Annotated in this window: 20 protein-coding genes; 9 read left to right on the plus strand and 11 right to left on the minus strand. The window is 74.8% G+C overall.

The genetic code is table 11. The features are described 5' to 3' along the window. Nucleotides 1-78: 78 nt before the first annotated feature. Together RM844_RS06850 and RM844_RS06855 are read right to left on the minus strand one after the other, a co-directional pair. Nucleotides 79-867, minus strand: coding sequence for an alpha/beta fold hydrolase (locus RM844_RS06850; RefSeq protein WP_311665930.1), 789 nt, complete (start codon nucleotides 865-867; stop codon nucleotides 79-81). Between the two features lie 148 nt (nucleotides 868-1,015). Continuing rightward, entirely contained in the window at nucleotides 1,016-1,648 is a 633-nt protein-coding gene (locus RM844_RS06855) for an NAD(P)H-dependent oxidoreductase (protein ID WP_311665932.1), read from the minus strand. 156 nt (nucleotides 1,649-1,804) lie between these two features. Between RM844_RS06855 and RM844_RS06860 the strand changes: the two genes are divergently transcribed. From RM844_RS06860 to RM844_RS06880, 5 genes are all read left to right on the plus strand, one after another. Next, nucleotides 1,805-2,413 (plus strand): TetR/AcrR family transcriptional regulator, encoded by a 609-nt coding sequence (locus RM844_RS06860; protein WP_311665934.1) that lies wholly within the window; start codon nucleotides 1,805-1,807, stop codon nucleotides 2,411-2,413. 345 nt (nucleotides 2,414-2,758) lie between these two features. Beyond that, entirely contained in the window at nucleotides 2,759-3,469 is a 711-nt protein-coding gene (locus RM844_RS06865; protein ID WP_311665936.1) for a TetR/AcrR family transcriptional regulator, read from the plus strand. Further along, nucleotides 3,466-4,653 (plus strand): NAD(P)/FAD-dependent oxidoreductase, encoded by a 1,188-nt coding sequence (locus RM844_RS06870; RefSeq protein ID WP_311665938.1) that lies wholly within the window; start codon nucleotides 3,466-3,468, stop codon nucleotides 4,651-4,653. The genes RM844_RS06865 and RM844_RS06870 overlap by 4 nt, the downstream gene beginning before the upstream one ends. Before the next feature lie 61 nt (nucleotides 4,654-4,714). Further along, the gene (locus RM844_RS06875) at nucleotides 4,715-5,914 is read left to right on the plus strand and encodes a cytochrome P450 (protein WP_311665940.1); all 1,200 of its coding nucleotides are present in this window, start codon (nucleotides 4,715-4,717) and stop codon (nucleotides 5,912-5,914) included. 79 nt (nucleotides 5,915-5,993) lie between these two features. After that, nucleotides 5,994-6,188 carry a ferredoxin gene (locus RM844_RS06880; protein WP_311665942.1) on the plus strand — a complete coding sequence of 65 codons (195 nt, stop codon included), beginning with the start codon at nucleotides 5,994-5,996 and terminating at the stop codon, nucleotides 6,186-6,188. A gap of 414 nt (nucleotides 6,189-6,602) precedes the next feature. On the opposite strand, the gene RM844_RS06885 is transcribed toward RM844_RS06880, so the two are convergent. After that, nucleotides 6,603-7,850: an ROK family protein gene (locus RM844_RS06885; RefSeq protein WP_394814450.1), complete on the minus strand. Its 1,248-nt coding sequence runs from the start codon at nucleotides 7,848-7,850 to the stop codon at nucleotides 6,603-6,605. 61 nt (nucleotides 7,851-7,911) lie between these two features. Beyond that, a complete protein-coding gene (xylB, locus tag RM844_RS06890) occupies nucleotides 7,912-9,345 on the minus strand; it encodes a xylulokinase (protein ID WP_311665944.1) in 1,434 nt (477 codons plus the stop codon). Nucleotides 9,346-9,451: 106 nt separating this feature from the next. Between xylB and xylA the strand changes: the two genes are divergently transcribed. Next, on the plus strand, nucleotides 9,452-10,624 hold the full coding sequence (gene xylA, locus RM844_RS06895) for a xylose isomerase (protein WP_311665946.1): 1,173 nt from the start codon (nucleotides 9,452-9,454) through the stop codon (nucleotides 10,622-10,624). Between the two features lie 39 nt (nucleotides 10,625-10,663). Here the strand turns inward: xylA and RM844_RS06900 are convergent, their stop codons facing one another. From RM844_RS06900 to RM844_RS06925, 6 genes are all read right to left on the minus strand, one after another. Further along, nucleotides 10,664-11,056 carry a VOC family protein gene (locus RM844_RS06900; protein WP_311665948.1) on the minus strand — a complete coding sequence of 131 codons (393 nt, stop codon included), beginning with the start codon at nucleotides 11,054-11,056 and terminating at the stop codon, nucleotides 10,664-10,666. A gap of 79 nt (nucleotides 11,057-11,135) precedes the next feature. Continuing rightward, nucleotides 11,136-12,107 carry a DMT family transporter gene (locus RM844_RS06905; RefSeq protein ID WP_311665950.1) on the minus strand — a complete coding sequence of 324 codons (972 nt, stop codon included), beginning with the start codon at nucleotides 12,105-12,107 and terminating at the stop codon, nucleotides 11,136-11,138. 179 nt (nucleotides 12,108-12,286) lie between these two features. After that, on the minus strand, nucleotides 12,287-13,099 hold the full coding sequence (locus tag RM844_RS06910) for an alpha/beta fold hydrolase (RefSeq protein WP_311665952.1): 813 nt from the start codon (nucleotides 13,097-13,099) through the stop codon (nucleotides 12,287-12,289). A gap of 187 nt (nucleotides 13,100-13,286) precedes the next feature. After that, nucleotides 13,287-13,607 (minus strand): SGM_3592 family protein, encoded by a 321-nt coding sequence (locus RM844_RS06915; RefSeq protein WP_311665954.1) that lies wholly within the window; start codon nucleotides 13,605-13,607, stop codon nucleotides 13,287-13,289. A 143-nt stretch (nucleotides 13,608-13,750) separates the two neighbouring features. Next, nucleotides 13,751-14,761, minus strand: coding sequence for a TerC family protein (locus tag RM844_RS06920; RefSeq protein WP_311665956.1), 1,011 nt, complete (start codon nucleotides 14,759-14,761; stop codon nucleotides 13,751-13,753). 475 nt (nucleotides 14,762-15,236) lie between these two features. Then, a complete protein-coding gene (locus RM844_RS06925) occupies nucleotides 15,237-15,689 on the minus strand; it encodes an ATP-binding protein (protein ID WP_311665958.1) in 453 nt (150 codons plus the stop codon). A 137-nt stretch (nucleotides 15,690-15,826) separates the two neighbouring features. Here RM844_RS06925 and RM844_RS06930 point away from each other — a divergent pair, with 137 nt between their 5' ends. The 3 genes from RM844_RS06930 (at nucleotide 15,827) to RM844_RS06940 (ending at nucleotide 17,854) form a co-directional block, all read left to right on the plus strand. Then, entirely contained in the window at nucleotides 15,827-16,693 is an 867-nt protein-coding gene (locus tag RM844_RS06930; RefSeq protein WP_311665960.1) for a helix-turn-helix domain-containing protein, read from the plus strand. Nucleotides 16,694-16,696: 3 nt separating this feature from the next. Then, the gene (locus RM844_RS06935; protein ID WP_311665962.1) at nucleotides 16,697-16,933 is read left to right on the plus strand and encodes a DUF397 domain-containing protein; all 237 of its coding nucleotides are present in this window, start codon (nucleotides 16,697-16,699) and stop codon (nucleotides 16,931-16,933) included. Nucleotides 16,934-17,044: 111 nt separating this feature from the next. Further along, nucleotides 17,045-17,854, plus strand: a complete 810-nt coding sequence (locus RM844_RS06940) for an SAM-dependent methyltransferase (RefSeq protein ID WP_311666156.1) — start codon at nucleotides 17,045-17,047, stop codon at nucleotides 17,852-17,854. Between the two features lie 61 nt (nucleotides 17,855-17,915). Here the strand turns inward: RM844_RS06940 and RM844_RS06945 are convergent, their stop codons facing one another. After that, complete coding sequence (locus RM844_RS06945; RefSeq protein ID WP_311665964.1) at nucleotides 17,916-20,837, minus strand: glycoside hydrolase family 2 TIM barrel-domain containing protein; 2,922 nt, start codon at nucleotides 20,835-20,837, stop codon at nucleotides 17,916-17,918. Between the last annotated feature and the right edge of the window lie 153 nt (nucleotides 20,838-20,990).

The following is a 20,990-nucleotide window of genomic DNA, read 5'->3' on the forward strand; positions in this document are numbered from 1 at the left end:
GCGAGCCCCTGGGCTCGCCACCCGCGCTCGGGCCGCTCGCCGCGCCCCCGCCCTGGTCAGGCACCCCGGCGCGCGGCGTCACCGTGGGCGCTGAGTGGCGAGGAAGGTGCGGACGAGGGGGCTGGCGACGGCACGGAACTCCTCGAAGTAGGCGTGCCGGGCGCCGGGGATGAGGTGGAGCCGGGCGCCGGGCACGCGCTGGGCGAGGAGCGCCGCGTTGGCGGTGGGGTTGAGCAGGTCGTCCTCGCCGTGCACCACCAGGGTGGGGGCGGTGATCCGCGGCAGGAGGTCCCAGGCGTTGTGCCGGTTGCTGGCCGTCAGGTGCTGGCGCCGGGCCCGGGGGGACATCGTCGGGTCGCCGAGGGTGTGGAACGGGCCGGGGTGCCTGGCCAGCCAGTCGGGGGTGTACATCAGCTCCCGCAGGGCCTGTCGCGCCGCCTGGGTGTCGGCCTGGGCCAGCGCGAGGTTGACGTGCTCGGCGCGCGGCACGCTCTGCGGGCCGCCGGGGGCGGTGCAGCCGAGAACCAGGGCATCGACCCGGTGGGGGTGGCGGGCGGCGAGCTGTTGGGCGACCCGGCCGCCGAGCGAGGTGCCGTAGACGGCGGCCCGCCCGATGTCGAGCGTGTCCAGGACCGCGACGACGTCCCGCGCGAACTGCTCGGTGCTGTAAGGGGTTTCGGGCCGGTCGCTGTCGCCGGTGCCGCGGTAGTCGAGGGTGACGGTGGTGTGTGCGGCCGCGAAGTCGTCCCGGACGGGGTCCCACCAGTGGTGGTCGTTGGACTGGCCGGCCAGCAGCACCAGCGGGGGCCCCTGGCCCCGGACCTGGTAGGCGATGCGTGTCCCGTCGGACGCCGTCGCGTGCGTCATGTCCCGCTCTCCCGCCCCGTTCGGCCGCGCTGTTCCGTCGGGCAGGGTACCGCCCACCGGGCGCGCCGCCCCGGCCTGGTCGTTCCGCCGGGCGGGGCGGGGATCACACAACCCCCTTGCCCGGCCCGGCGGAACGGCCGGCGGTGGGTCAGTTGCCGGCGAGGGCCTTGCCGGCGTCGCGGGCGGCGGCGAGCGCCGCGGTGTGCTGCTCCTGGGCGAGGTCGCGCAGCTCCTCCATGCCCGGGGTGGTGGCGGCGAGGGTCAGCTCACGCTTGATGACGGTCAGCTCGCCCTCCCAGATGTCGGCGAGGACGCGCTCCAGGTAGGGGGTGGAGTGGTCCCAGCCGGCGCGGGGCGCGCCGGGGCCGTAGCCGCCGCCGAGGGCGGTGGCCAGCACGGTGGGGGTGCCCTTCAGCAGCGGGGTGGTGGGGCCGGCGCCGGCGATGACGAGGTCGACCCACGTCTTGAAGTGCTGCGAGACGCCGTAGTTGTACAGCGGGACGGCCAGGATCGCGGCGTCCGCGTTCTGCAGCTCCTCGGCGAGGGTCGCGGCCAGGGCCAGCGCGTCGAGCTGACCGGGGGAGCGGTCCGCCTCGGCGGTGAAGGCGCCGGTGGTGGCGAGGGCCCAGGCGTCACCGGGCAGCGCGTCGGTGCCCAGGTGGCGACGGGTCACGGTCCCCTCGGGGTGCGCCGCGGTCCACTCGGCCTCGGCTATGTCGGCGATCTCGGCGCTGGCGGAGGTGCCGGGCAGGATGCTGGCGTCCAGACGGAACAGGTTCATGGTGGTGGGTCCTCGGTGGGAAGAGAGCCGGTGGGGCGAACGGTTGGGTGGTCTGTGGGAACGCCGAAGAGCCGGAAGCCCGGGTCGGATGGCGGCCGCACGAACAGCCTAAACGGACTTTACCCCGTTTCGTATTCCGGGCGGTAGGTTGGCCGGGTGGACCGCTCATTCGTGCCCTTCGGAAAGCCGCGCGCCGAACGCGCCGACGCGGTGCGCAACCGCGAACACCTGCTGCGGACCGCCCGGGAGATGATCGCCGAGCTCGGGATCGAGCGGGTCACGATGGACGGCCTGGCCGAGCGCGCCGGCCTGGGCAAGGGCACCGTCTTCCGGCGCTTCGGCAGCCGCGCCGGGATCTTCCGCGCGCTGCTGGACGCCGACGAGCGACGCTTCCAGCAGCACGTCATCTCCGGACCGCCACCGCTGGGGCCCGGCGCCGAGCCCGTCGAGCGGCTCCTCGCCTACGGCCGCGCCCGGATCACCTTCCTCCTCGACCACCACGCCATCGCGCGGGCCTCCTTCGAGCGTGGCCGGCCCGTCCCGGCCGGCGACCCCTCGGTCACCCAGCTGCACATCCGGATGCTGCTGCGCCAGATCGGCCCGATCCCCAGCCTGGACGGCATCGCGATCCAGCTGACCGCCGCGCTGGAAGGCCCGCTGTTGCTCTACGTCTCCCGCCCCGAGACCGACGTGGGTCTGGCGGCCGAGACGGGCGCGTTCCTCGGCGACGCCTGGCAGACTCTGATCGAACGCCTGGTCCGCTGACCCCCGCGTCCTGACCCCGGTCCGCCCCTCGCCGGCCGCCACCCGGTCAGCCCGCCCGGCCGCCGCGCCCACCCTCCGCCCGCCTCCCTCCCGACCGTCGGTGGGAGCAGCTCCGACCTGCCCTTTCAGCGGGCCGACCGGCCTGCGGCGGGTCGCCGTCCGGCCCGCCCGCCGGCCCCCGCCGTGACCTCCGTCGCGCCGTCGGGAGCACCGGCCCACGCCCCGGACCCCGGCGTGTTCGATGCCCGTCGGTTTTAAGTCAGGTGCTTGACTTACTGTCGGTGGGGATCCTTCACTGAGAGTGGAACCAGCGGCGGTTCCCCCACGACGGAGAGCGGTGGCGTCATGACCGGCCAGACCCCCCGAGCGGACCGAGCCAGCCACACCCGCGACGCCATACTGACGGCGGCCGAACGGCTCTTCGCCGAACGGGGCGTGGTCGCGGTCTCCAGCCGGCAGATCAGCGAGGCCGCCGGGCAGGGCAACAACACGGCCGTCGGCTACCACTTCGGCGGCAAGGCCGGCCTGGTCCGGGCCATCGTCCGCCGGCACGCGGACGGCATGGACGCCCTGCGGGCCGGGATGCTCGCCGGCCTCGGCGACTCCACCGACGTCCGGGAGTGGTGCGACTGCCTGGTCCGGCCGAGCACCGAGTACCTCGCCACGCTCGGCGGCCAGAGCTGGTACGCGCGGTTCGCCGCCCAGGTGATGACCGACCCGGTGCTGCGGGAGGACGTGCTCGACGAGGCGCTGGGCCGCCCCACGCTGCGCCGTGCCATCGAAGGGCTCAACCGTTGCCTCCCGGCGCTGCCACCCCAGGTGCGGCTGCTGCGCGTCGAGATGGCCCGCACCCTGCTGGTGCACTCGCTCGCCGAACGGGAACGCGTCCTGGCCCAGGACCCGCGGGCCGACGGCGTCGGCTGGTCCGAGCACACCACCGCGCTGGTCGACGTCCTCGTCGGCCTCTGGCTCGCCCCCGCCACCCCGGCCGCCGCCGGCAGACCCCTGGCCGCCCCCGCGCGCCCCGGACCCTGCCCGGCCGGGGACCCGTCGTGAGCGGCGCGGCGAGCGCCCCGGCGAGCGTGCTGATCGTCGGGGCGTCCGCCGCCGGCCTGGCCACCGCCGAGGCGCTGCGCCGCCGCGGCTACCCCGGCGCGCTGACCGTGCTGGGTGCCGAGCCCCACCCGCCCTACGACCGGCCGCCGCTGTCCAAACAACTCCTCGCCGGCCACTGGGACGCCGCCCGCACCCGGCTGCGCGCCCCCGCCGCGCTGGCGGCGCTCTCCGCCGACTTCCTGCTCGGCGACCCGGCCGTCGCCCTCGACGCCGCCGACCGAACCGTCCACACCGCCGCCGGCCGCACGCTGCGCGCGGACCGCGTGGTGATCGCGACGGGCCTGCGCCCCCGCGCGTTACCCGGCCGGCCCCGACCCGCCGGCGTCCACCCGCTGCGCACGCTGGACGACGCGCTGGCCCTGCGCGCGGCGCTGCGGCCGGCGACCCGCCTCGTCGTGGTCGGCGACGGCGTGCTGGGCAGCGAGGTCGCCGCCACCGCCGCCACCGCCGGCGACCTGGACGTCACCCTGGTCGGCCCGCGACCCGCCCCCATGGCCGGGCAGTTGGGCCCCGTCGTCGCGGCGGAGCTGGCCGCCCTGCACACCGAGCACGGGGTCCGCCTGCGACCCGGCTCGGCGGTGGTCGGACTCACCGAGGCCGACGGCCGGGTGACCGGCGTGCGGCTGGCCACCGGCGCGGTGCTGCCGGCGGACGTGGTGGTCCTCGCGATCGGTGCCGAGCCCAACACCGCCTGGCTCGCCGGCAGCGGCCTGCGGATCGCGGACGGGGTGGTCTGCGACGCCCACTGCCGCGCGGCCGACGGCGTCTACGCCGCCGGGGACGTGGCCCGTTGGCACCACCTCGGGTTCGACCGGCTGGTGCGCTGGGAGAACCGCGCCAACGCCACCGAGCAGGCGCTGGCCGTCGCCGGCGCGCTCCTGGGCGACGAACGGCCCTACCGGCCCGTCCCCTCCACCTGGACCGACCAGTTCGACGCCCGCCTCCAACTCCACGGCCTGCCCGCCGCGGGGGACACGGTCACCATCGCCGAAGGCGCCATCGCCGAGCGCCGTTTCGTCGCGGTCTACCGACGCGGGGACACCGTGACCGGCGTCCTCGGCTGGAACATGCCCAAGCAGGCCCGGCTCCTCCGACACCACCTCACCCCCACCCCCGCCAGCTAGCGCCCCGCTACCGCCTCGCGAAGGGACTGCCTTGAGTCAGGAACTCCCCACGCCCCCCACCATGGTTGAGCCCCCCGAATTCCCGATGCCCCGGGCCAGCGGCTGCCCGTTCGACCCCCCACCGTCCCTCCGGGAGCGGCAGCAGGCCGGCCCGCTCACCCGCGTCAGCCTGTGGGACGGCAGTACCCCGTGGCTGGTGACCCGGTACGCCGAGCAACGGGCGCTGCTCGCCGACCCACGGGTCAGCGCCGACATCACCCGCCCCGGATACCCCAGTTCGGCCCCGGTGCCGGCGCAGGGCAACAGCATCGGGTTCATCCTGATGGACGATCCGGAGCACGCCAGGCTGCGGCGGATGGTCACCGCCCCGTTCACCATCCGCCGGGTCGAGGCGATGCGCCCCCGCGTCCAGCGGATCGTCGACGACCTGATCGACACGCTGCTGGCCGGCCCCAGGCCGGTCGACCTGGTGACGGCCTTCGCGCTGCCGGTGCCGTCGCTGGTGATCTGCGAACTCCTCGGCGTCCCCTACGCCGACCACGACTTCTTCCAGGCGAACAGCGCGACCATCATCAACCGGGAGGTGACCCAGGAACAACGGTTCGCCGCGCACGGCAGGTTGACCGACTACCTGGACCGCCTGGTGGCCGAGAAGCTGGCCGAGCCCCGCGAGGACCTGCTGTCCAGCCTCGCCGACCGGGTCAGGGCCGGCGAGCTGTCCCGCGCCCAGGCGGCCCAGATGGGGGTGCTGCTGCTGATCGCCGGCCACGAGACCACCGCCAACATGATCGCGTTGGGCACCCTCGCCCTGCTCCAACACCCCGACCAGCTCGCCCAGTTGCGGGCCACGGACGACCCGGCCCTGGTGGCCGGGGCGGTCGAGGAACTGCTGCGTTACCTGCACATCACGCACAGCGGCCGGCGCCGGGTGGCCCTGGCGGACATCGAGATCGCGGGGGAGACCATCCGGGCCGGCGAGGGGCTGATCCTCGCCAACGACATCGGCAACCGCGACCCGTTGGCCTTCCCCGACGACCCCGACCGGCTCGACATCCGGCGCGACGCCCGCCACCACGTCGCCTTCGGGTTCGGCGTGCACCAGTGCCTGGGTCAGCCGCTCGCCCGGCTGGAACTCCAGGTCGTCTACGGCACCCTCTACCGGCGCGTCCCGACCCTCCACCTCGCCACCGATCCGGACCGGATCCCGTTCAAGCACGACGGGTCGGTCTACGGCGTCTACGAACTCCCCGTCAGCTGGTGACCGGGCGCCGGGCCCGGCACCCCGCCGCCCGCCCGGGCCAACCGCCGACCCACCAACCCCTCGCACGTGAGGAACACTGATGCAGATCTCCCTGGACCAGGACAGGTGTGTGGCCTCCGGCCAGTGCGTGATGGCCGCCCCCGAGGTCTTCGACCAGCGTGAGGAGGACGGCATCGCCATCCTCCTCACCACCACCCCGAGCCCCGACGACACCGACAACGTCCGCCACGCCACCGCCGTCTGCCCGGCCCTGGCCATCCAACTCACCGAGTAGCGCACCCGCCCGGGCCGCCCGGCGCGCACCGACCGCGTGCCGGCCGGCCCGGGGCGCCTCGACGGTGCTCCCCCCCAAGCCTCGTTCCCGACGCGGTGGTGCACCGCGAAGCCCATCCCCCCCACCACGGGAACGGCGTGTCCTCGCGAGCGGACGGCCGCCACCCCGCGCCCGGTGGCCCGGCCACCGAAGCCGGTCCGCACCGCACAGGGGGGCGGACGGTCGCCGGGAAGACCGCCCGGTTCCCGTGCCACATCGAGATCACCGGGCATGACCGCCGGTCGGCGAAGGTGTCGGCGGGCTCGGCACACGGAGGCGACCGACCCGACCGGCCGGCGGAGTGGGCGACGTTCGCCCACCCGACGCGGCCCGTTGCGCGGCGACATCGCCGCTGGCCCGGCCCCGGCCCCGCCGTCAGTGGGGGAGGGCCGGGGCCAGCAGGGTCGCCGGCTGGTCCAGGGCGGTGCGGACCGCGAGCCCGGCCGCGCCGCGCAGCGGCCCGTCCGGGCCGAGCGGCGAGGCGGTCACCGGCAGCGGCGTGGGCCGGCCGCCCGCCGCCACCGTGGTGCGGCGAGCCAACTCCCGCCGCAGCGGCGGCAGCAGCCAGGGCGCCAGCCGGCTGAGCGTGCCGCCGATCACCACCTGGCGCGGGTCGAGCAGGTTCACCGCGCCGGAGAGCGCGATGCCCAACGCGGTGCCGGCCCGCCGCACGGCGCGCAGCGCGGTGGCCTCGTCCGCCTCGCAGCGTGCGGTCAGCGCGCCCAGCCGCACCCCCGGGCCCGGCTCGATCCCGGCCGCGCGCAGCACCGCCTCCTCGCCCGCGTAGGTCTCCAGGCAGCCCCGCCCGCCGCAGCCGCAGACCGGGCCCTCCGGGCGGACCGGGACATGCCCCAGCTCGCCGCCGAACCCGTGGGCGCCGGCCAGCAGATGGCCGTCCACCACGATCGAGGCGCCGATGCCGATCTGGGCCGAGACATAGACGAAGCTGTCCGCCGCCGGCTCGGTGCGTGACCACAGCTCGGCCAGCCCGCCGAGGCTGGCCTCGTTGTGCACGGTGACCGGCCCCAGGTCCGTGGGCAGCAGGCCGGCCAACTCCACGTCCCGCCATCCCAGGTTGGGTGCCCGCAGCACGGTGGAGCCGGCCCGGGTGACCAGCCCGGGCACGGCCACGGCCAGCCCCGCCGGCCGCAGCCCGACCCGGACCGCCTCGGCCCGCGCCCGGCCGGCCAGCGCCCGCAGCTCGGCGAGCACGGCGGCCGGCTCGCGCTGCTGGTTGCGGACCTCCCGCTCCACCCGGACCCGGATCTCACCGCGCAGGTCGGCGGCGCACACCGCCAGCCGGTCCACCCCGACCTCGGCGCCGAAGCCGCAGGGGCCCCGGTCGGTCAGCCGCAGCTGGGTGCCGGGCCGGCCCACCGACCCTGAGCGCCCCGGGCCCTCCTCGACCAGCAGCCCGCCGCGCAGCAGCTCCTCCACCAGGGTGGAGACGGCGGCCCTGGTCAGCCCGATCCGGGTGGCCACGGCGGCGCGGGAGAGCGAACCCTCGGCGGCCAGGGTGTGCAGCACCCGGGCGAGGTTCTGCTGCCGCATCGCGAACTGCGGGGTGGTGGCCTGCTGGGCCGCTGGGCCGTCCGGCCGGCTCGGCGACACGGGCTGGGTCACGGGGTCTCCGACCTGTGGGGGACGGGGCGCACGGCCGGCCGGGCGCCGGACCGGTGCCGGATCACGGTCGGCGCAGCAGGGCGTCCGCGTCGGTCAGGGTCTCGCCGAGCCGGGCCAGCGCCGCCTCGTCCCTGGCCACCGCCGGCAGCGCCGGGCCACGCGCGGTGTCCCAGCCGCGGGCCACCGCCGCCGCGTCCCGGCCGAGCAGCACCCCGGCGGCCTGGGCGGCGGCGCCCAGCGCCACCAGCTCCTCGGCCACCGGCACCTGGACCGGGCGCCCGGACAGCCGGCGCACCGTCTCCCGCCAGGCCGTGCCCCGGGCCCCGCCGCCGATCAGCAGGATCGGCTCGTCCCGGCTGGCGCCCGGGTCCAGCACCAGGTCCAGCGCCTTGAGCAGCGCGAACACCGCCCCGTCGTAGGCGGCCTGCAGCAGCTGCCCGGCCGAGGTGTCGTGCCGCAGCCCGTGCACCAGGCCGGTCGCGTACGGCAGGTCGGGGGTGCGTTCCCCGTCCAGGAACGGCAGCACCACGGCCGTGCCGCCGGCCTCCACCGCCTCCCGGTCCCGGCTGAGCAGGGCCGCGAACCGGTCCACCGCGAGCGTGCAGTTGAGGGTGCAGGCCAGCGGCAGGAACGCGGTGCCGGCGTCGGCGAAGCCGGCCACCGTGCCGCTCGGGTCGGCCGGCCGGCGCTCGCTGACCGCGTAGACCGTGCCCGAGGTGCCCAGGCTGAGCACCGGGCGGCCGGGCTCCAGTCCCAGGCCCAGCGCACCGGCCATGTTGTCGCCGGTGCCGGCGGCCACCGGGATGCCGGCCGGCAGCGGCAGGCCGGCGGCGACCGTGCCGGCCGCCTCGCCCGGCGCCACGACCCGGGGCAACAGCGCCGGGTCCAGGCCGACGTGGGCCAGGATCTCCGCGTCGTAGTCGCCGGTCGCGGTGGACCACCAGCCGCTGCCCGAGGCGTCGCCCCGGTCCGTGGTGCCGTCGGCCAGGCCCTGACCGGTGAGCCGGCCGGTCAGGTAGTCGTGCGGCAGCCGCACCGCGCGGGTCGCCTCGGCGGCGGCCGGCTCGTGCTCCCGCAGCCAGGCCCACTTGGTGACCGAGAAGGAGGCAGCCGGCACGCTGCCGACCCGCTCGGCCCAGGCTCCCGGGCCGCCCAACTCGTCCAGCAGCCGGTCCCGTTGGGGCGCGGAGCGGGTGTCGTTCCAGAGCAGCGCGTTGCGCACCGGGCGGCCGGCCGCGTCCAGCGTCACCAGCCCGTGCTGCTGCCCGGCGACGGCCACCGCGGCCGCCCGGGTGGCCGGCTCGCCGCACTGGGCGAGCGCCGCGGTCAGTGCCGCCCACCACACCTCGGGGTCGCTGTCGTGCTCGGCGGTCACCTGGTGCGGCGCCTGGCCCCTGGCCACCACGGCGCCGGTGGCCGAATCCACCACCACCACCTTGGTGGACTGGGTCGAGCTGTCCACACCGACAACCAGGGGGCCTTCTGCTGCGGTCATGCGCCGATCCTCTCTGAGCCCGGGGCGAGGGGGGTTCCACAGTCGGGTCCTCGCATACTAATTTGTTAACGGCCATGACGAAATACTGGGGAGCCGAGGAGCCGCCATGTCATTCCAGCCCACCCCCGAGGACAAGTTCAGCTTCGGTCTGTGGACCGTCGGCTGGCGCGGGAACGACCCGTTCGGCGACGCCACCCGGCCCGTGCTCGACCCCGTCGAGTCGGTCAACCGGCTGGCCGAGCTGGGCGCCTGGGGCGTCACCTTCCACGACGACGACCTGATCCCGTTCGGCGCCTCGGCCACCGAGCGCGACGGGCACATCAAGCGCTTCCGGCAGGCGCTGGACGCCACCGGTGTGGTGGTGCCGATGGTCACCACCAACCTCTTCACCCACCCCGTCTTCAAGGACGGCGGCTTCACCTCCAACGACCGCGAGGTGCGCCGCTTCGCGCTCCGCAAGGTGCTGCGCAACATCGACCTCGCGGCCGAGCTGGGCGCCCAGACCTTCGTCGCCTGGGGCGGCCGGGAGGGCGCCGAGAGCGGCGGGGCCAAGGACGTCAGGTCCGCCCTCGACCGCTTCAAGGAGGGCTTCGACCTGCTGGCCGACTACGTGGTCAGCAAGGGCTACGACCTGCGGTTCGCCATCGAGCCCAAGCCCAACGAGCCGCGCGGCGACATCCTGCTGCCGACCGTCGGCCACGCGCTGGCCTTCATCGAGCGGCTGGAGCGCCCCGAGCTGTTCGGCGTCAACCCCGAGGTGGGCCACGAGCAGATGGCCGGCCTGAACTTTCCGCACGGCATCGCCCAGGCACTGTGGGCGGACAAACTCTTCCACATCGACCTCAACGGCCAGACCGGCATCAAGTACGACCAGGACCTGCGCTTCGGCGCCGGCGACCTGCGGTCCGCCTTCTGGCTGGTCGACCTGCTGGAGAACGCCGGCTACGCGGGTCCGCGGCACTTCGACTTCAAGCCGCCGCGCACCGAGGACATCGACGGCGTCTGGGCCTCGGCCGCCGGCTGCATGCGCAACTACCTGATCCTCAAGGAGCGCGCCGCCGCCTTCCGGGCCGACCCCGCCGTCCAGGAGGCGCTGCGCGCCGCCCGGGTCGACGAACTGGCCCGGCCGACCCTGGCCGAGGGCGAGGGCTTCGAGCAACTGCTCGCCGACACCTCGGCGTTCGAGGAGTTCGACGCGGACGCCGCGGCGGCCAGGGGCATGGCCTTCGAGGCGCTCGACCAGCTGGCGATGGACCACCTGCTGGGCGTCCGGGGCTGACCTCCGGCCGGCCGGTGTGCTCCTCGTCCCGGGGAGCCGTCAGCCGGCCTCGGGGAAGAGGCAGAACTCGTTGCCCTCCGGGTCGGCCAGCACCAGGTGGCCCTCGTGCCGGGCCACCACCCGGGCCCCGAGGGCGGTCAGCCGCGCGGTCTCGGCCGCCGGGTCGGCCGCCCTCAGGTCCAGGTGCACCCGGTTCTTGCCCCGCCGGCCCTCCGGCACCAGCTGGAACCACACCCGGGGGCCCGCCGCCCCGACCGGCTCCACCAGCACGGTCGGGTCGTCCGCCGGGTCGAGGACGCCCAGCGTCCGCAGCCGGGCCAACTCGGCCTCGTCGTACGGGGCCACCGCGTACCCGTCCAACGCCGCGGCCCAGAAGCGGGCCACGGCCGAGGGGCGGGCCGCGTCGAAGACGATGTCGTGAAGTCGCGCCATCGGGCCATCCTGGAAGGCCGAAGGCCCCGGCGCCACCCGATACTTCGAGACGCCAAAACCGCCGGCCCAAGCCCCGGCCTCAGCCGGCGCGGGCCGCCCGCCGGGTGGTGAGCGCCGTCAGCCCGGCGCCGACCAGCAGTACCCCGAGCCAGCCCAGCACCCCCAGCCGCTCACCCACGACCAGCACCGCCAACAGCGCGGCCACCAGCGGTTCGAGCAGGCTCAGGGTGGTCGCGGCGCTGGTCCGCACCCGAGCCAGCCCGGCCCCGAAGAGCAGGTAGGCCAGGCACATCGGGACCACCGCCAGATAGCCGACCACGGCCAGCCCGCGGGCCGAGCCCAGCAGGCCGCCGCCGGTCAGCGCCAGCAGCGGCAGCAACACCACCGCGCCCAGCCCGAAGAGCGCCCCCATGGTGGCGCGCGAGCCGTGGCCGTCGCCGATCAGCCGTGCCGCGCAGTAGCTGTACCCGGCGTAGCCGGCGCCGGCGAGCAGCCCCAACGCGACGCCGGCGGCCGGCCGTTGGCCGCCGGCCGAGCCGTCGCCAGCGAAGACGAGGGCGGCGCAGCCGACGCCGGCCGCGCCGGTCGCCAGCCACCAGCGGCGGCTGAGCCGCAGGCCCTCGCAGCAGCGTTCCAGCAGGGCGGCGAAGACCGGCGCCGAGCCGATGCTCACCACCGTGCCGACCGCCACCCCGGCCCAGCTCATCGAGGTGTAGAAGGCCAGCGGGTAGCCGACGATGGCCGCCGCGCCGCACAGCAGCCAGCGGGGCGCGCCGCGCCGGACCACCGCCCAGGCGGCGCGGCCGGCCAGCAGCAGGGTGAACAGCCCGCCCAGGCCCATGGTGGCGGCGCCGATGGCCAGCGCGGAGGCGCCGTCCGGGGCCAGGCTGGCGGCCGTCCCGGTGGTGCCCCAGAGCGCGGCGGCGGCGAGCACCAGCCAGGCCCCGGTGCGGTCGGGGGTGCCGGCGGCGCCCTGGGGGAGTGGCGAGGCGGGGGAGGTGGTGGGGCGCGGCAGGCGCCCGGGGCCCGTGGAGCCCGAGAGGGAAGTCATGGCGATCTGGTGTCCTGCTCCGGTGATGGTCCGACGAGGGGCTCAGCGGAGGGCACAGGCGGCGGGCCCGACGGCCGGCAGGCCGTGGGCGGCTACGAGATCGGGTGAGCCGGTGCCCTCAGCGGGCGACTGGCGGCGAGATGACCCGGTGTCGGCAGAGCGATCGCATGAACAGCAGGCTACCCGACCGCCGTCACCCGGCGGCACCAGTCCGCGAGCAGCGCCGCCACCTCGACCGGCCGCTCCTCGTGCGGGTAGTGGCCGCACTCCGGCCACACCACCTGGCGGGAGAGCGGGTGGGCCGGCAGGCCCGCCTCCCAGGCCGCCGCCTCGGCGCTGGTGTGCAGGGCGAGCGCCGGGCAGCGGCGCCGGGCCAGCAGCGCCGCGGCGGCCGGACGGCGGCCGAAGGCACCGGGCGCCAGGTACATCGCCTCCCGGTAGGCGGCCAGCACGGCGGGGTCGGCCGCCACCAGCCGCCGCCGCACCCGCTCGGTCACCGCGGCCGGGGTCGCCGGGCCGGCCGCCCGGCCGGCGAACCGGGCCACCCAGGCCGCGCCCTCCCGCCGCAGCGCGGCCTGCTCGGCCCGCAGCCGGTCCAGGCCGGCGCCGCCGCCGAAGCCGGTGGCCACGGTGACCGTGGCCAGCACCAGCTCCGGATGGTCCACGGCCAGCGCCGCGACCACCTGGCCGCCCATCGAGTGCCCCACCGCCACCACCGGGCCGGTGCCGGTCGCCCGCAGCCACCCCGCGAGATCGTCGGCGACCAGCCGGGGCGCGTGCCGGCCGGGGCGGGGCGCGGTGTCGCCGTGCCCCGGCAGGTCGGGCGCCAGCGTCCGGTGCCGCCCGGCCAGCCCCGCGGTCACCCCGGCCCACTCCCGACGGTCGCCGCCCCAGCCGTGCACCAGCAACAGCACCGGCCCGCCGGCGCCCGAGGCGCCGCTGTCGGTGACGGCGAACGGGAGGGCCCGCGGGGCTGGGGAACCAACGGACACGGCGACCTCCGGAGCGGGCGGGAACGGGGCGGTGGCCGAGGACCGGGGCGGGCCGCCGACCGGCCGGTGACGATACCCCGAAGCCGCCCGCCGCCGACCCCCGCACAGCGCGAAGGGCCGCGGCGGGCCCGGCTTGCGCCGGGCCACCACCACGGCCCCTGCTCACGATCGGCGGCCGCGGCCGCCGCTACGCGTCGCCGTCCTTGCCCTTGCGGCGAAACCAGCGGCGCTTCTTCGGCTTGTCGCGGTCCTTGCGGGACTTCTTCTTCTTTTTGCCGGGAGCCGAGCCGTGCACCCAGCCCGCGGGCGGCTCGTCGGAACGCCACGGCTGGGGGGCCGGGCCGCCGTCCTTCCAGCGCTCGCGGAGCATCCGGGTACGCGCTGTCGGCTCCCGCACCTCCGCGTCACGGATGAAGCTCTCGTCGAGGACCAGGTTGTCCCAGTCCTCATCGCGCGGGGTCTCGTCGTCGCCGCGCGGCTCGTCCTGTCCTGTGGGCTCCGTCCCCATGAGCTGCCTCCCGTCCGCCGTTGGCGCGCGGTCTCCCCTGTCAGGTCAACGCCCGTGTACAGGTCAACGCCCGTGTACAGGTCAACGCCCGAGGCCGCCGCCGTGTTCCGGCGGCGGCCTCGGGACACGGTACCGGAGGGCGGTCAGGAACGGTGGTCCGCGGACTCCTCGGTGCCCGACCCCTCGGACGCCTTCGCGGCCTTCGCCGCGGCCCGCTCACCGCGGGTGGCGTAGAGGCTGGTGATGGTGGTGACGATCAGCACACCGCAGATCACGGTCAGCGAGACGGCGATGCTGATCTCCGGGGTGTCCACGCCGGACTCGTGCAGCGCGTGCAGCACCAGCTTGACGCCGATGAAGCCGAGGATCACGGAGAGGCCGTAGGAGAGGTGGACCAGCTTCTCCAGCAGGCCGCCGATCAGGAAGTACAGCTGGCGCAGGCCCATCAGCGCGAAGGCGTTGGCGGTGAAGACGATGTAGGCGTCCTCCGTCAGGCCGAAGATGGCGGGGATGGAGTCCAGCGCGAAGAGGATGTCGGTGCTGCCGATGGCCAGCATGACGATCAGCATCGGGGTGATCAGCCGGCGGCCGTTCTCATGGATCCAGAGCTTGGTGCCGTGGTACTGGTCGGTGGCGGGGAAGCGCTTCTCCACCATCTTCAGGAAACGGTTCTCCTCGTACTCCTCGTCCTCGTCGTTGGACCTGGCCTCCTTGATCAGCTTCCAGGCGGTCCAGATCAGGAAGGCGCCGAAGATGTAGAAGACCCATGAGAAGTTGGCGATCATCGCGGCACCGGCGGCGATGAACGCGGCCCGCAGTACCAGCGCGATCAGGACGCCGACCATCAGGACCCGGGCCTGGTACTCGGCCGGCACGGCGAACTTCGTCATGATCAACACGAAGACGAAGAGGTTGTCCACGCTGAGCGACTTCTCGGTGACATATCCGGCGAAGAACTCGCTGGACGGGGTGCCGCCCTCGAATACCGCCAACCCGATTCCGAAGAGCACGGCCAGCACCACCCAGAAGATGGTCCAGGTGCCGGCCTCCTTCAGGGTCACCTCGTGGGGTTTGCGGCCAAAGAAGAAGTCCACTGCGATGAAGGCGCACAACACCACCACGGTGAGCACCCACATGGTCAACGAGACGTCCACTTTTCCTCCGGTCTCAGCGCGGCATGGCTGTTCTCCGCGCGGCGGTCCGTCGCGGCTGGGGTAATGGTAATGGAACGGTAAAGTCGCCCGCTCCCCGACGCCGGCGAAGCCGGTTCGAAATCCGGGCGGGCCGTGGGTAATTCGACGGCCGGGGAGCATTCTTCCCGGTGGCGCACGGCCCCGGGGGCCGCCGGCGGGCGGCCGGCCACCCCGTGGTCCTGCGGTTTCGCTCCCGTCGGCCCCGGCGCCGCCACCGGTCCGGCGGGCCGGCCGCCGCGGGCGGGGCCGAGCCCGCGGGGGTTCCTGGTGATGCTTGTCACCGTCAGTTATGGCACGGCGGGCGCGGTATCCGTGGTCGGCGCGCTGGCCGGGCGCCCACCGGTGCCCCTGGTCGGGGTCCCGTGGTGCACCGGACGGGGCAACGCGGGCCGGTCGGGTGTTCGCTCGGCGGTCGGCGGTCGGCGGCCGGCCGCCGTCAGGCCGCGGTGTCGAGCGGCAGGTCGGCCCAGACCACGTGTCCGGCGCCGGCGTCGTGCGGGCGGACGCCCCAGACCTGGGCCAGCGAGCAGACCAGCAGCAGCCCCCGGCCGCCCTCGTCCTCCGTGCCCGCCGTCCGCGGCGCGCCGCGCGGCCCGGACCCCTCGCTGGCCACCGCCACCCGCAACAACGAGCCCAGCAGCCGCACTTCGCACCCCACGGTGTCGCTCTCGGTGTGCCGCAGCGCGTTGGTCACCAACTCCGAGATCACCAACTGGGCGCTGTCGCTGGCCTCGCCGGGCATGCGCCACTCCCGCAGCTGCTCACGGGTGAGCCGGCGGGCCTCGGCCGCCGAGGTCGGGATGGCCGGCAGCCGGAACCGCAGACAGCCGCTCGGCGGTGTGGAGCCGTTCTGCCACACCACGGGGTCGACGCGCGAAGAGGAAGCCACGGGACTACTGTGCGGGCTGTCCCTCGCATCCGGCAAGAGCCATCCTGCAATTTTCAGAATCGCTGCTTCCAGTCTGTTGCCGGGGCTGACGGCATGGCAGACTCCTTGCCCATGACGGCAGTTGGCGGGGTGAGGTAGTGGCCGGTGGGCAGGGTGGCGGGGCCGCCACCGCGTTGCGGGTGGTGCTCGGCCGTCGCCTCCAGGACCTGCGGGAGGCGGCCGGGCTCTCCTTCGAGGAGGCGGGGCGGGCGCTGGACGTCACCCACGCCACCATCAGACGGATGGAGAAGGCCCAGGTCGGCCTCAAGGTCCCCTATGTCGAGAAGCTGCTGCGCAGCTACGGCCTCGCCGACCAGGCGGAGATCGACGCCTTCCTCGCCCTGGTCCGGGAGGCCAACCGGCCCGGCTGGTGGCACCGTTACCGCGACGTGCTGCCCGAGTGGTTCAGCGCCTTCGTCAGCCTGGAGGCGGAGGCGGACCAGATCCGGGCCTACGAGCCGCACTACGTGCCCGGCCTGTTGCAGACCGAGGCGTACGCCACCACCGTGCTGCGGGCCGGGATGCCGTACGCCCCGGCCGAGGAGATCGAGCGGCTGGTGTCGCTGCGGCTGGACCGGCAGGAGCTGCTCAACCGGCCGCATCCGCCGCTGCTGTGGATCGTCATGGACGAGACGGTGCTGCGCCGCCCGGTGGGCCACCCCAACGTGCTGCGCGGCCAGCTCACCCGGCTGATCGAGGCCTCCGCCCTGCCGTACGTCCGGCTCCAGGTCATGCCGTTCGCGGCCGGGCCGCATCCGGCCATGTACGGGCCGTTCCACCTCTTCCGGTTCCCCATCCCCGAGCTGTCCGACATCGCCTGCGCGGAGAACCTGGTCGGAGCCGCGTACTTCGACCAGCGCGACGATGTCTCGACGTTCCGGGAGGCCCTGGACCGGATGTGCGCGCAAGCCGCGCCAGTGCACCGCACTGAGGCCATCCTCAGTGGTATTCGCAAGGAGATCTGAACCATGGATCGCATTTACAACGGTATGCCGGCCGCCCATCTGGGGACGGAGGGCTGGGTGAAGCCCTGGAGTGGCGGCAACGGAGGCAGTTGCGTGGAGGCCATGCGCCTCACCGACGGCCGGGTGGCGTTGCGGCAGTCGACCGACCCGGAGGGGCCGGCGCTGATCTGCTCGCTGCACGAGATGGCGACCTTCATCGAGGGAGTGAAGTCGGGCGAGGCCGACTACCTCCTGGTGTGATCCCACCGGGTGGGGGGTCAGTCGTCGCGGGGCCCGCGTACCGGGGGCGCGGGCCCCGCGATGGTCAACGACGGTGTTCGGCACGGCAGTCGAGGAAAGGGGCGGGTGAGCATGAGCGTGGTGGGCTTCGGGCCGGAGGAGATCGACACCAGTCGGCCGCATCCGGCCCGGATGTACGACTACTACCTGGGTGGCCAGGACAACTACGAGGTGGACCGGACCGCGGCGGAGCGGGTGATCGCCCTGCTGCCGGACATCCGGCCGGCCGCCCGGGAGAACCGCGCCTTCCTGCACCGGGCCACCCGGGCGGTGGTCCGCCGCGGCGTGCGGCAGGTGCTGGACATCGGCACCGGCATACCGACCGCCCCCAACACCCACCAGGTGGCCCGGGAGGTCGACGACGGCGTCCGGGTCGCCTACGTGGACAACGACCCGATCGTCAGCACCTACGCGGGCGCCAAGCTGACCAACGAGGGGAACGCCGCCTTCGCCCTCGCCGACCTGCGGGAGCCCGCCTCGGTCCTGGCGCACCCGATGGTGCGGGAGCTGATCGACTTCGACCAGCCGGTGGCGCTGCTGCTGGTGGCCATCCTGCACTTCGTGGACGACGACGAGCACCCGGGCGAGCTGGTGCGCGAGCTGACCTCGGCGCTGGCGCCCGGCAGTTGCCTGGTGCTCAGCCACGCCACCCTCGACTTCCACGACGCGGAGCGGCTGCGGGCGGTGCGGGGCGTCTACGACAACGCCACCGCCTCGCTGACGCTGCGCACCCGCTCGGTGGTGGAGTCCTACTTCGAGGGCTTCGAGCTGCTGGAGCCGGGCCTGGTGCAGCCGCCGTTCTGGAACCCGGACAGTCCGGTGCCGGACTCCGCCGAGCTGCGCGGCCTCGGCTTCTACGCGGGGGTCGGCGTCAAGCCGTGACCCCGACCTCGGCGTGACCGCCGGGCCCCGGGCGGCGCGTGACCGCCCGGGGCCCGGTCGGTCAGGCGGCGCTCAGCCGCAGCGCGAAGTGGAACGCGCGGGGCCGCAGGTGGTACTCCGGCAGCGGGCCCGGGCCGCAGGACTGGCTGCCGATGCCGTGCTGGGCGTGGTCCAGGTTGACCCAGACGGTGTCCGACGGGACCAGGTCGCTGGTGTGCTCGGCGGCGTCCAGGTGCTCGCTGGTCCAGCGCCGCGCGGTCAGGTAGAACGGCTCGTCCACCGCGTCCACCCGCAGCGCCGGCCCCGAGTCGGCCCGCAGCTCGACCCACCGGACGTCGGCCCGCGCGCCGTTCTCCTGCGGCCGCACGTACGGCGTCTGGAGCGCGTCGACGGACGACCGGTAGCGGCCCAGGACCGAGGCCCGCCGGGTGTCGGGGTAGGCCTCGCCCGGTCCGCCGCCGAACCAGGTGACCGAGCCGAACTCGGCCGGCAGCCCCAGCCGCAGACCCACCTTCGGCAGGGTGGTCCGCCAGGGGCCGTCGGGGAGCACGCTCACCCGCAGCACCAGCGCGTCCCCCTCGGCCTGCCACGTGTAGCTGGTGGCCAGCCCCACCTCGGCGGCGGCCGGCGCCACCCGGGTCCGCACCGTCAGCGCGCGCTCGCCGAGTTCGACGCCGGCCAGCCGGTGCCGCATCCGGTGCAGCCCCAGCGCCCGCCACAGCTCGCCGTGCCGGTCCTCGGTCTGCCAGGCGGCGCCCAGGTCGTTGTCGGTGGGGGCGCGCCAGACGTCCAGCCGGGGCGCGTGCGGCAGCGCCAGGTCGCCCAGCCGCAGCAGCGCGCCGGTCGTGCCGTCGAAGACGGCCGCGCCCAGCTCGATCACGTCGCCGGCCCGGCGGGGCGCCGGGCCGGCGACGGCGGGCGGCGCCGCGGCCTCGGCGGCGACCAGCTGGCCCCAGGCGACCAGGTGCCCGCGCGGCGCCCAGGCGGTGTCGTCGGCCAGCACCGCGCGGAAGGTCCACACCGCGGTGCCGGGCCGGTCGGTGCCGGGCCGGCCGGGCAGCGGCACCCGGGCGCTCTCGCCGGGGCCCAGCGGCGGCACGGTCAGCGGCCCGCCGGCCACGCTCTCGCCGTCCACCTCGTAGGCCCACTCGAAGGCCAGCGCCGACAGGTCGGCGAAGTCCTGGTCGTTGGTGACGGTGACCAGCCCGGTCTCCGGGTCGGCGGTCAGCAGCACCGGCTCGATGACCTTGCGGAACTCGGTCATCCCCGGCGACGGCGTGCGGTCGGGGAAGAGCAGCCCGTCGCAGACGAAGTTGCCGTCGTGCAGCTCCTCGCCGAAGTCGCCGCCGTAGCCGAAGTAGGGGACGCCGTCGGCGGTGACCTTGGGCAGGCCGTGGTCGATCCACTCCCAGACGAACCCGCCCTGGCAGCGTTCGTACTCCCGGAACAGCCGCTGGTACTCGGTCAGTCCGCCGGGCCCGTTGCCCATCGCGTGCGCGTACTCGCAGAGCAGGAATGGCGAGGCGCGGCGGTGCGCGTCCAGCTCCGGGTCGTCCAGCGCCTCCTCGGCCCGCTGGCCGATCAGCTCCACCTCGGCGTGCGAGGCGTACATCCGGGAGTAGATGTCGCTGTCCCGTGAGGTGCGGTCGTTCTCGTAGTGGATCGGGCGCTCCGGGTCGCGGGCGCGTATCCAGTCGGCCATGGCGGTCAGCCCGTCGCCGGCGCCGCACTCGTTGCCCAGCGACCAGATGACCACCGAGGGGTGGTTCTTGTCCCGCTCCACCATCCGCTCGGCGCGGTCCAGCAGCGCGGGCGTGAACCGCTCGTCGGCCACCGGGTTGCCGCGCCAGTCCTCGAAGTCGACGAAGCCGTGGGTCTCCAGGTCGCACTCGTCGATGACCCACAGGCCCAGCTCGTCGCAGAGCTGGAGGAACGCCGGGTGCGGCGGGTAGTGGCTGGTGCGGACGGCGTTGACGTTGTTCCGCTTCATCAGCAGCACGTCCTCGCGCATGGTCTCCGAGGTCAGGGCCCGGCCGCGCTCGGGGTGGAACTCGTGCCGGTTGACGCCCCGGAAGAGGATCCGGCGGCCGTTGACCTTCAGCACGCCGTCCTCGATCCGGACGGTGCGGAAGCCGATCCGCAGCGCCACCCGTTCGCCGGCGGTGACCAGCTCGCCGGCGTAGAGCCGGGGGGTCTCGGCCGTCCACGGCTCGACGGGGAGCCTGGCCTCCTCGCCGGTGGCCAGGTCGAGGCCGAGTTCGGGGACCAGGACCCGGCCCGGCACCTCGGAGTCGACGCGCAGCACGCCCTCGCCTGTGGTGTGGTCGTAGCCGGCGTGGGTGAAGAAGTCGGCGGCCGAGCCCACCGGGCGGTGCAGCAGGGTGACGTCGCGGAAGATGCCGGGCAGCCACCACATGTCCTGGTCCTCCAGGTAGGACCCGGCCGACCACTGGTGGACCCGGACGGCGAGCACGTTGCCGGCGGGGCGCAGCAGGTGGCCGACGGCGAACTCGTGCGGCAGCCGGCTGCCCTGGAAGGTGCCCAGCTCCTGCCCGTTGAGCCAGACCCGGGCGCAGGACTCCACGCCGTCGAAGCGCAGCACCGTCTCGCCGTCGGTCGGCCAGCCCTCGGGCAGGTCGAACACCCGGCGGTGGTCGCCGGTCGGGTTCTCCGTCGGGACGTGCGGCGGGTCGACGGGGAACGGGTAGCGGACGTTGGTGTAGGCCGGCTCGCCGTGGCCCTGGAGCACCCAGTGCCCCGGCACGGCCAACTGGTCCCAGCCGGCGGTGGCGGCCGGGTCGTCGCCGCTGAACGCGGTGTCGGCGCCCTCGGCGGTGGGGGAGAGACGGAAGTCCCAGGTGCCGTTGAGGGAGAGCCGGGCCGCGTCGGACGACGGGTACCAGGCACGGGGCGGGAGGCTGCCGGTCCCGGGCGAGAAGTCCTCGTAGTAAGGGAGTTGGGCATCCTCGGGCCGAGTCTGCATGAGTCTCCTTGGATAGCGACCACCCAGCCGGCCGCATGTTGAGAAGTGTTGCGTGGTGTTGGAAGACGCTAGAACGGCGACCGGCTCTTCGACAAGACCTCCAGGAAAGCGCGCCGCCGGCCCCCCGGCCAGCGCCGCTCCCCGAACAGCCCA

It is taken from the genome of Streptomyces chisholmiae, assembly GCF_031845445.1.
GTDB lineage: Bacteria > Actinomycetota > Actinomycetes > Streptomycetales > Streptomycetaceae > Streptomyces > Streptomyces chisholmiae.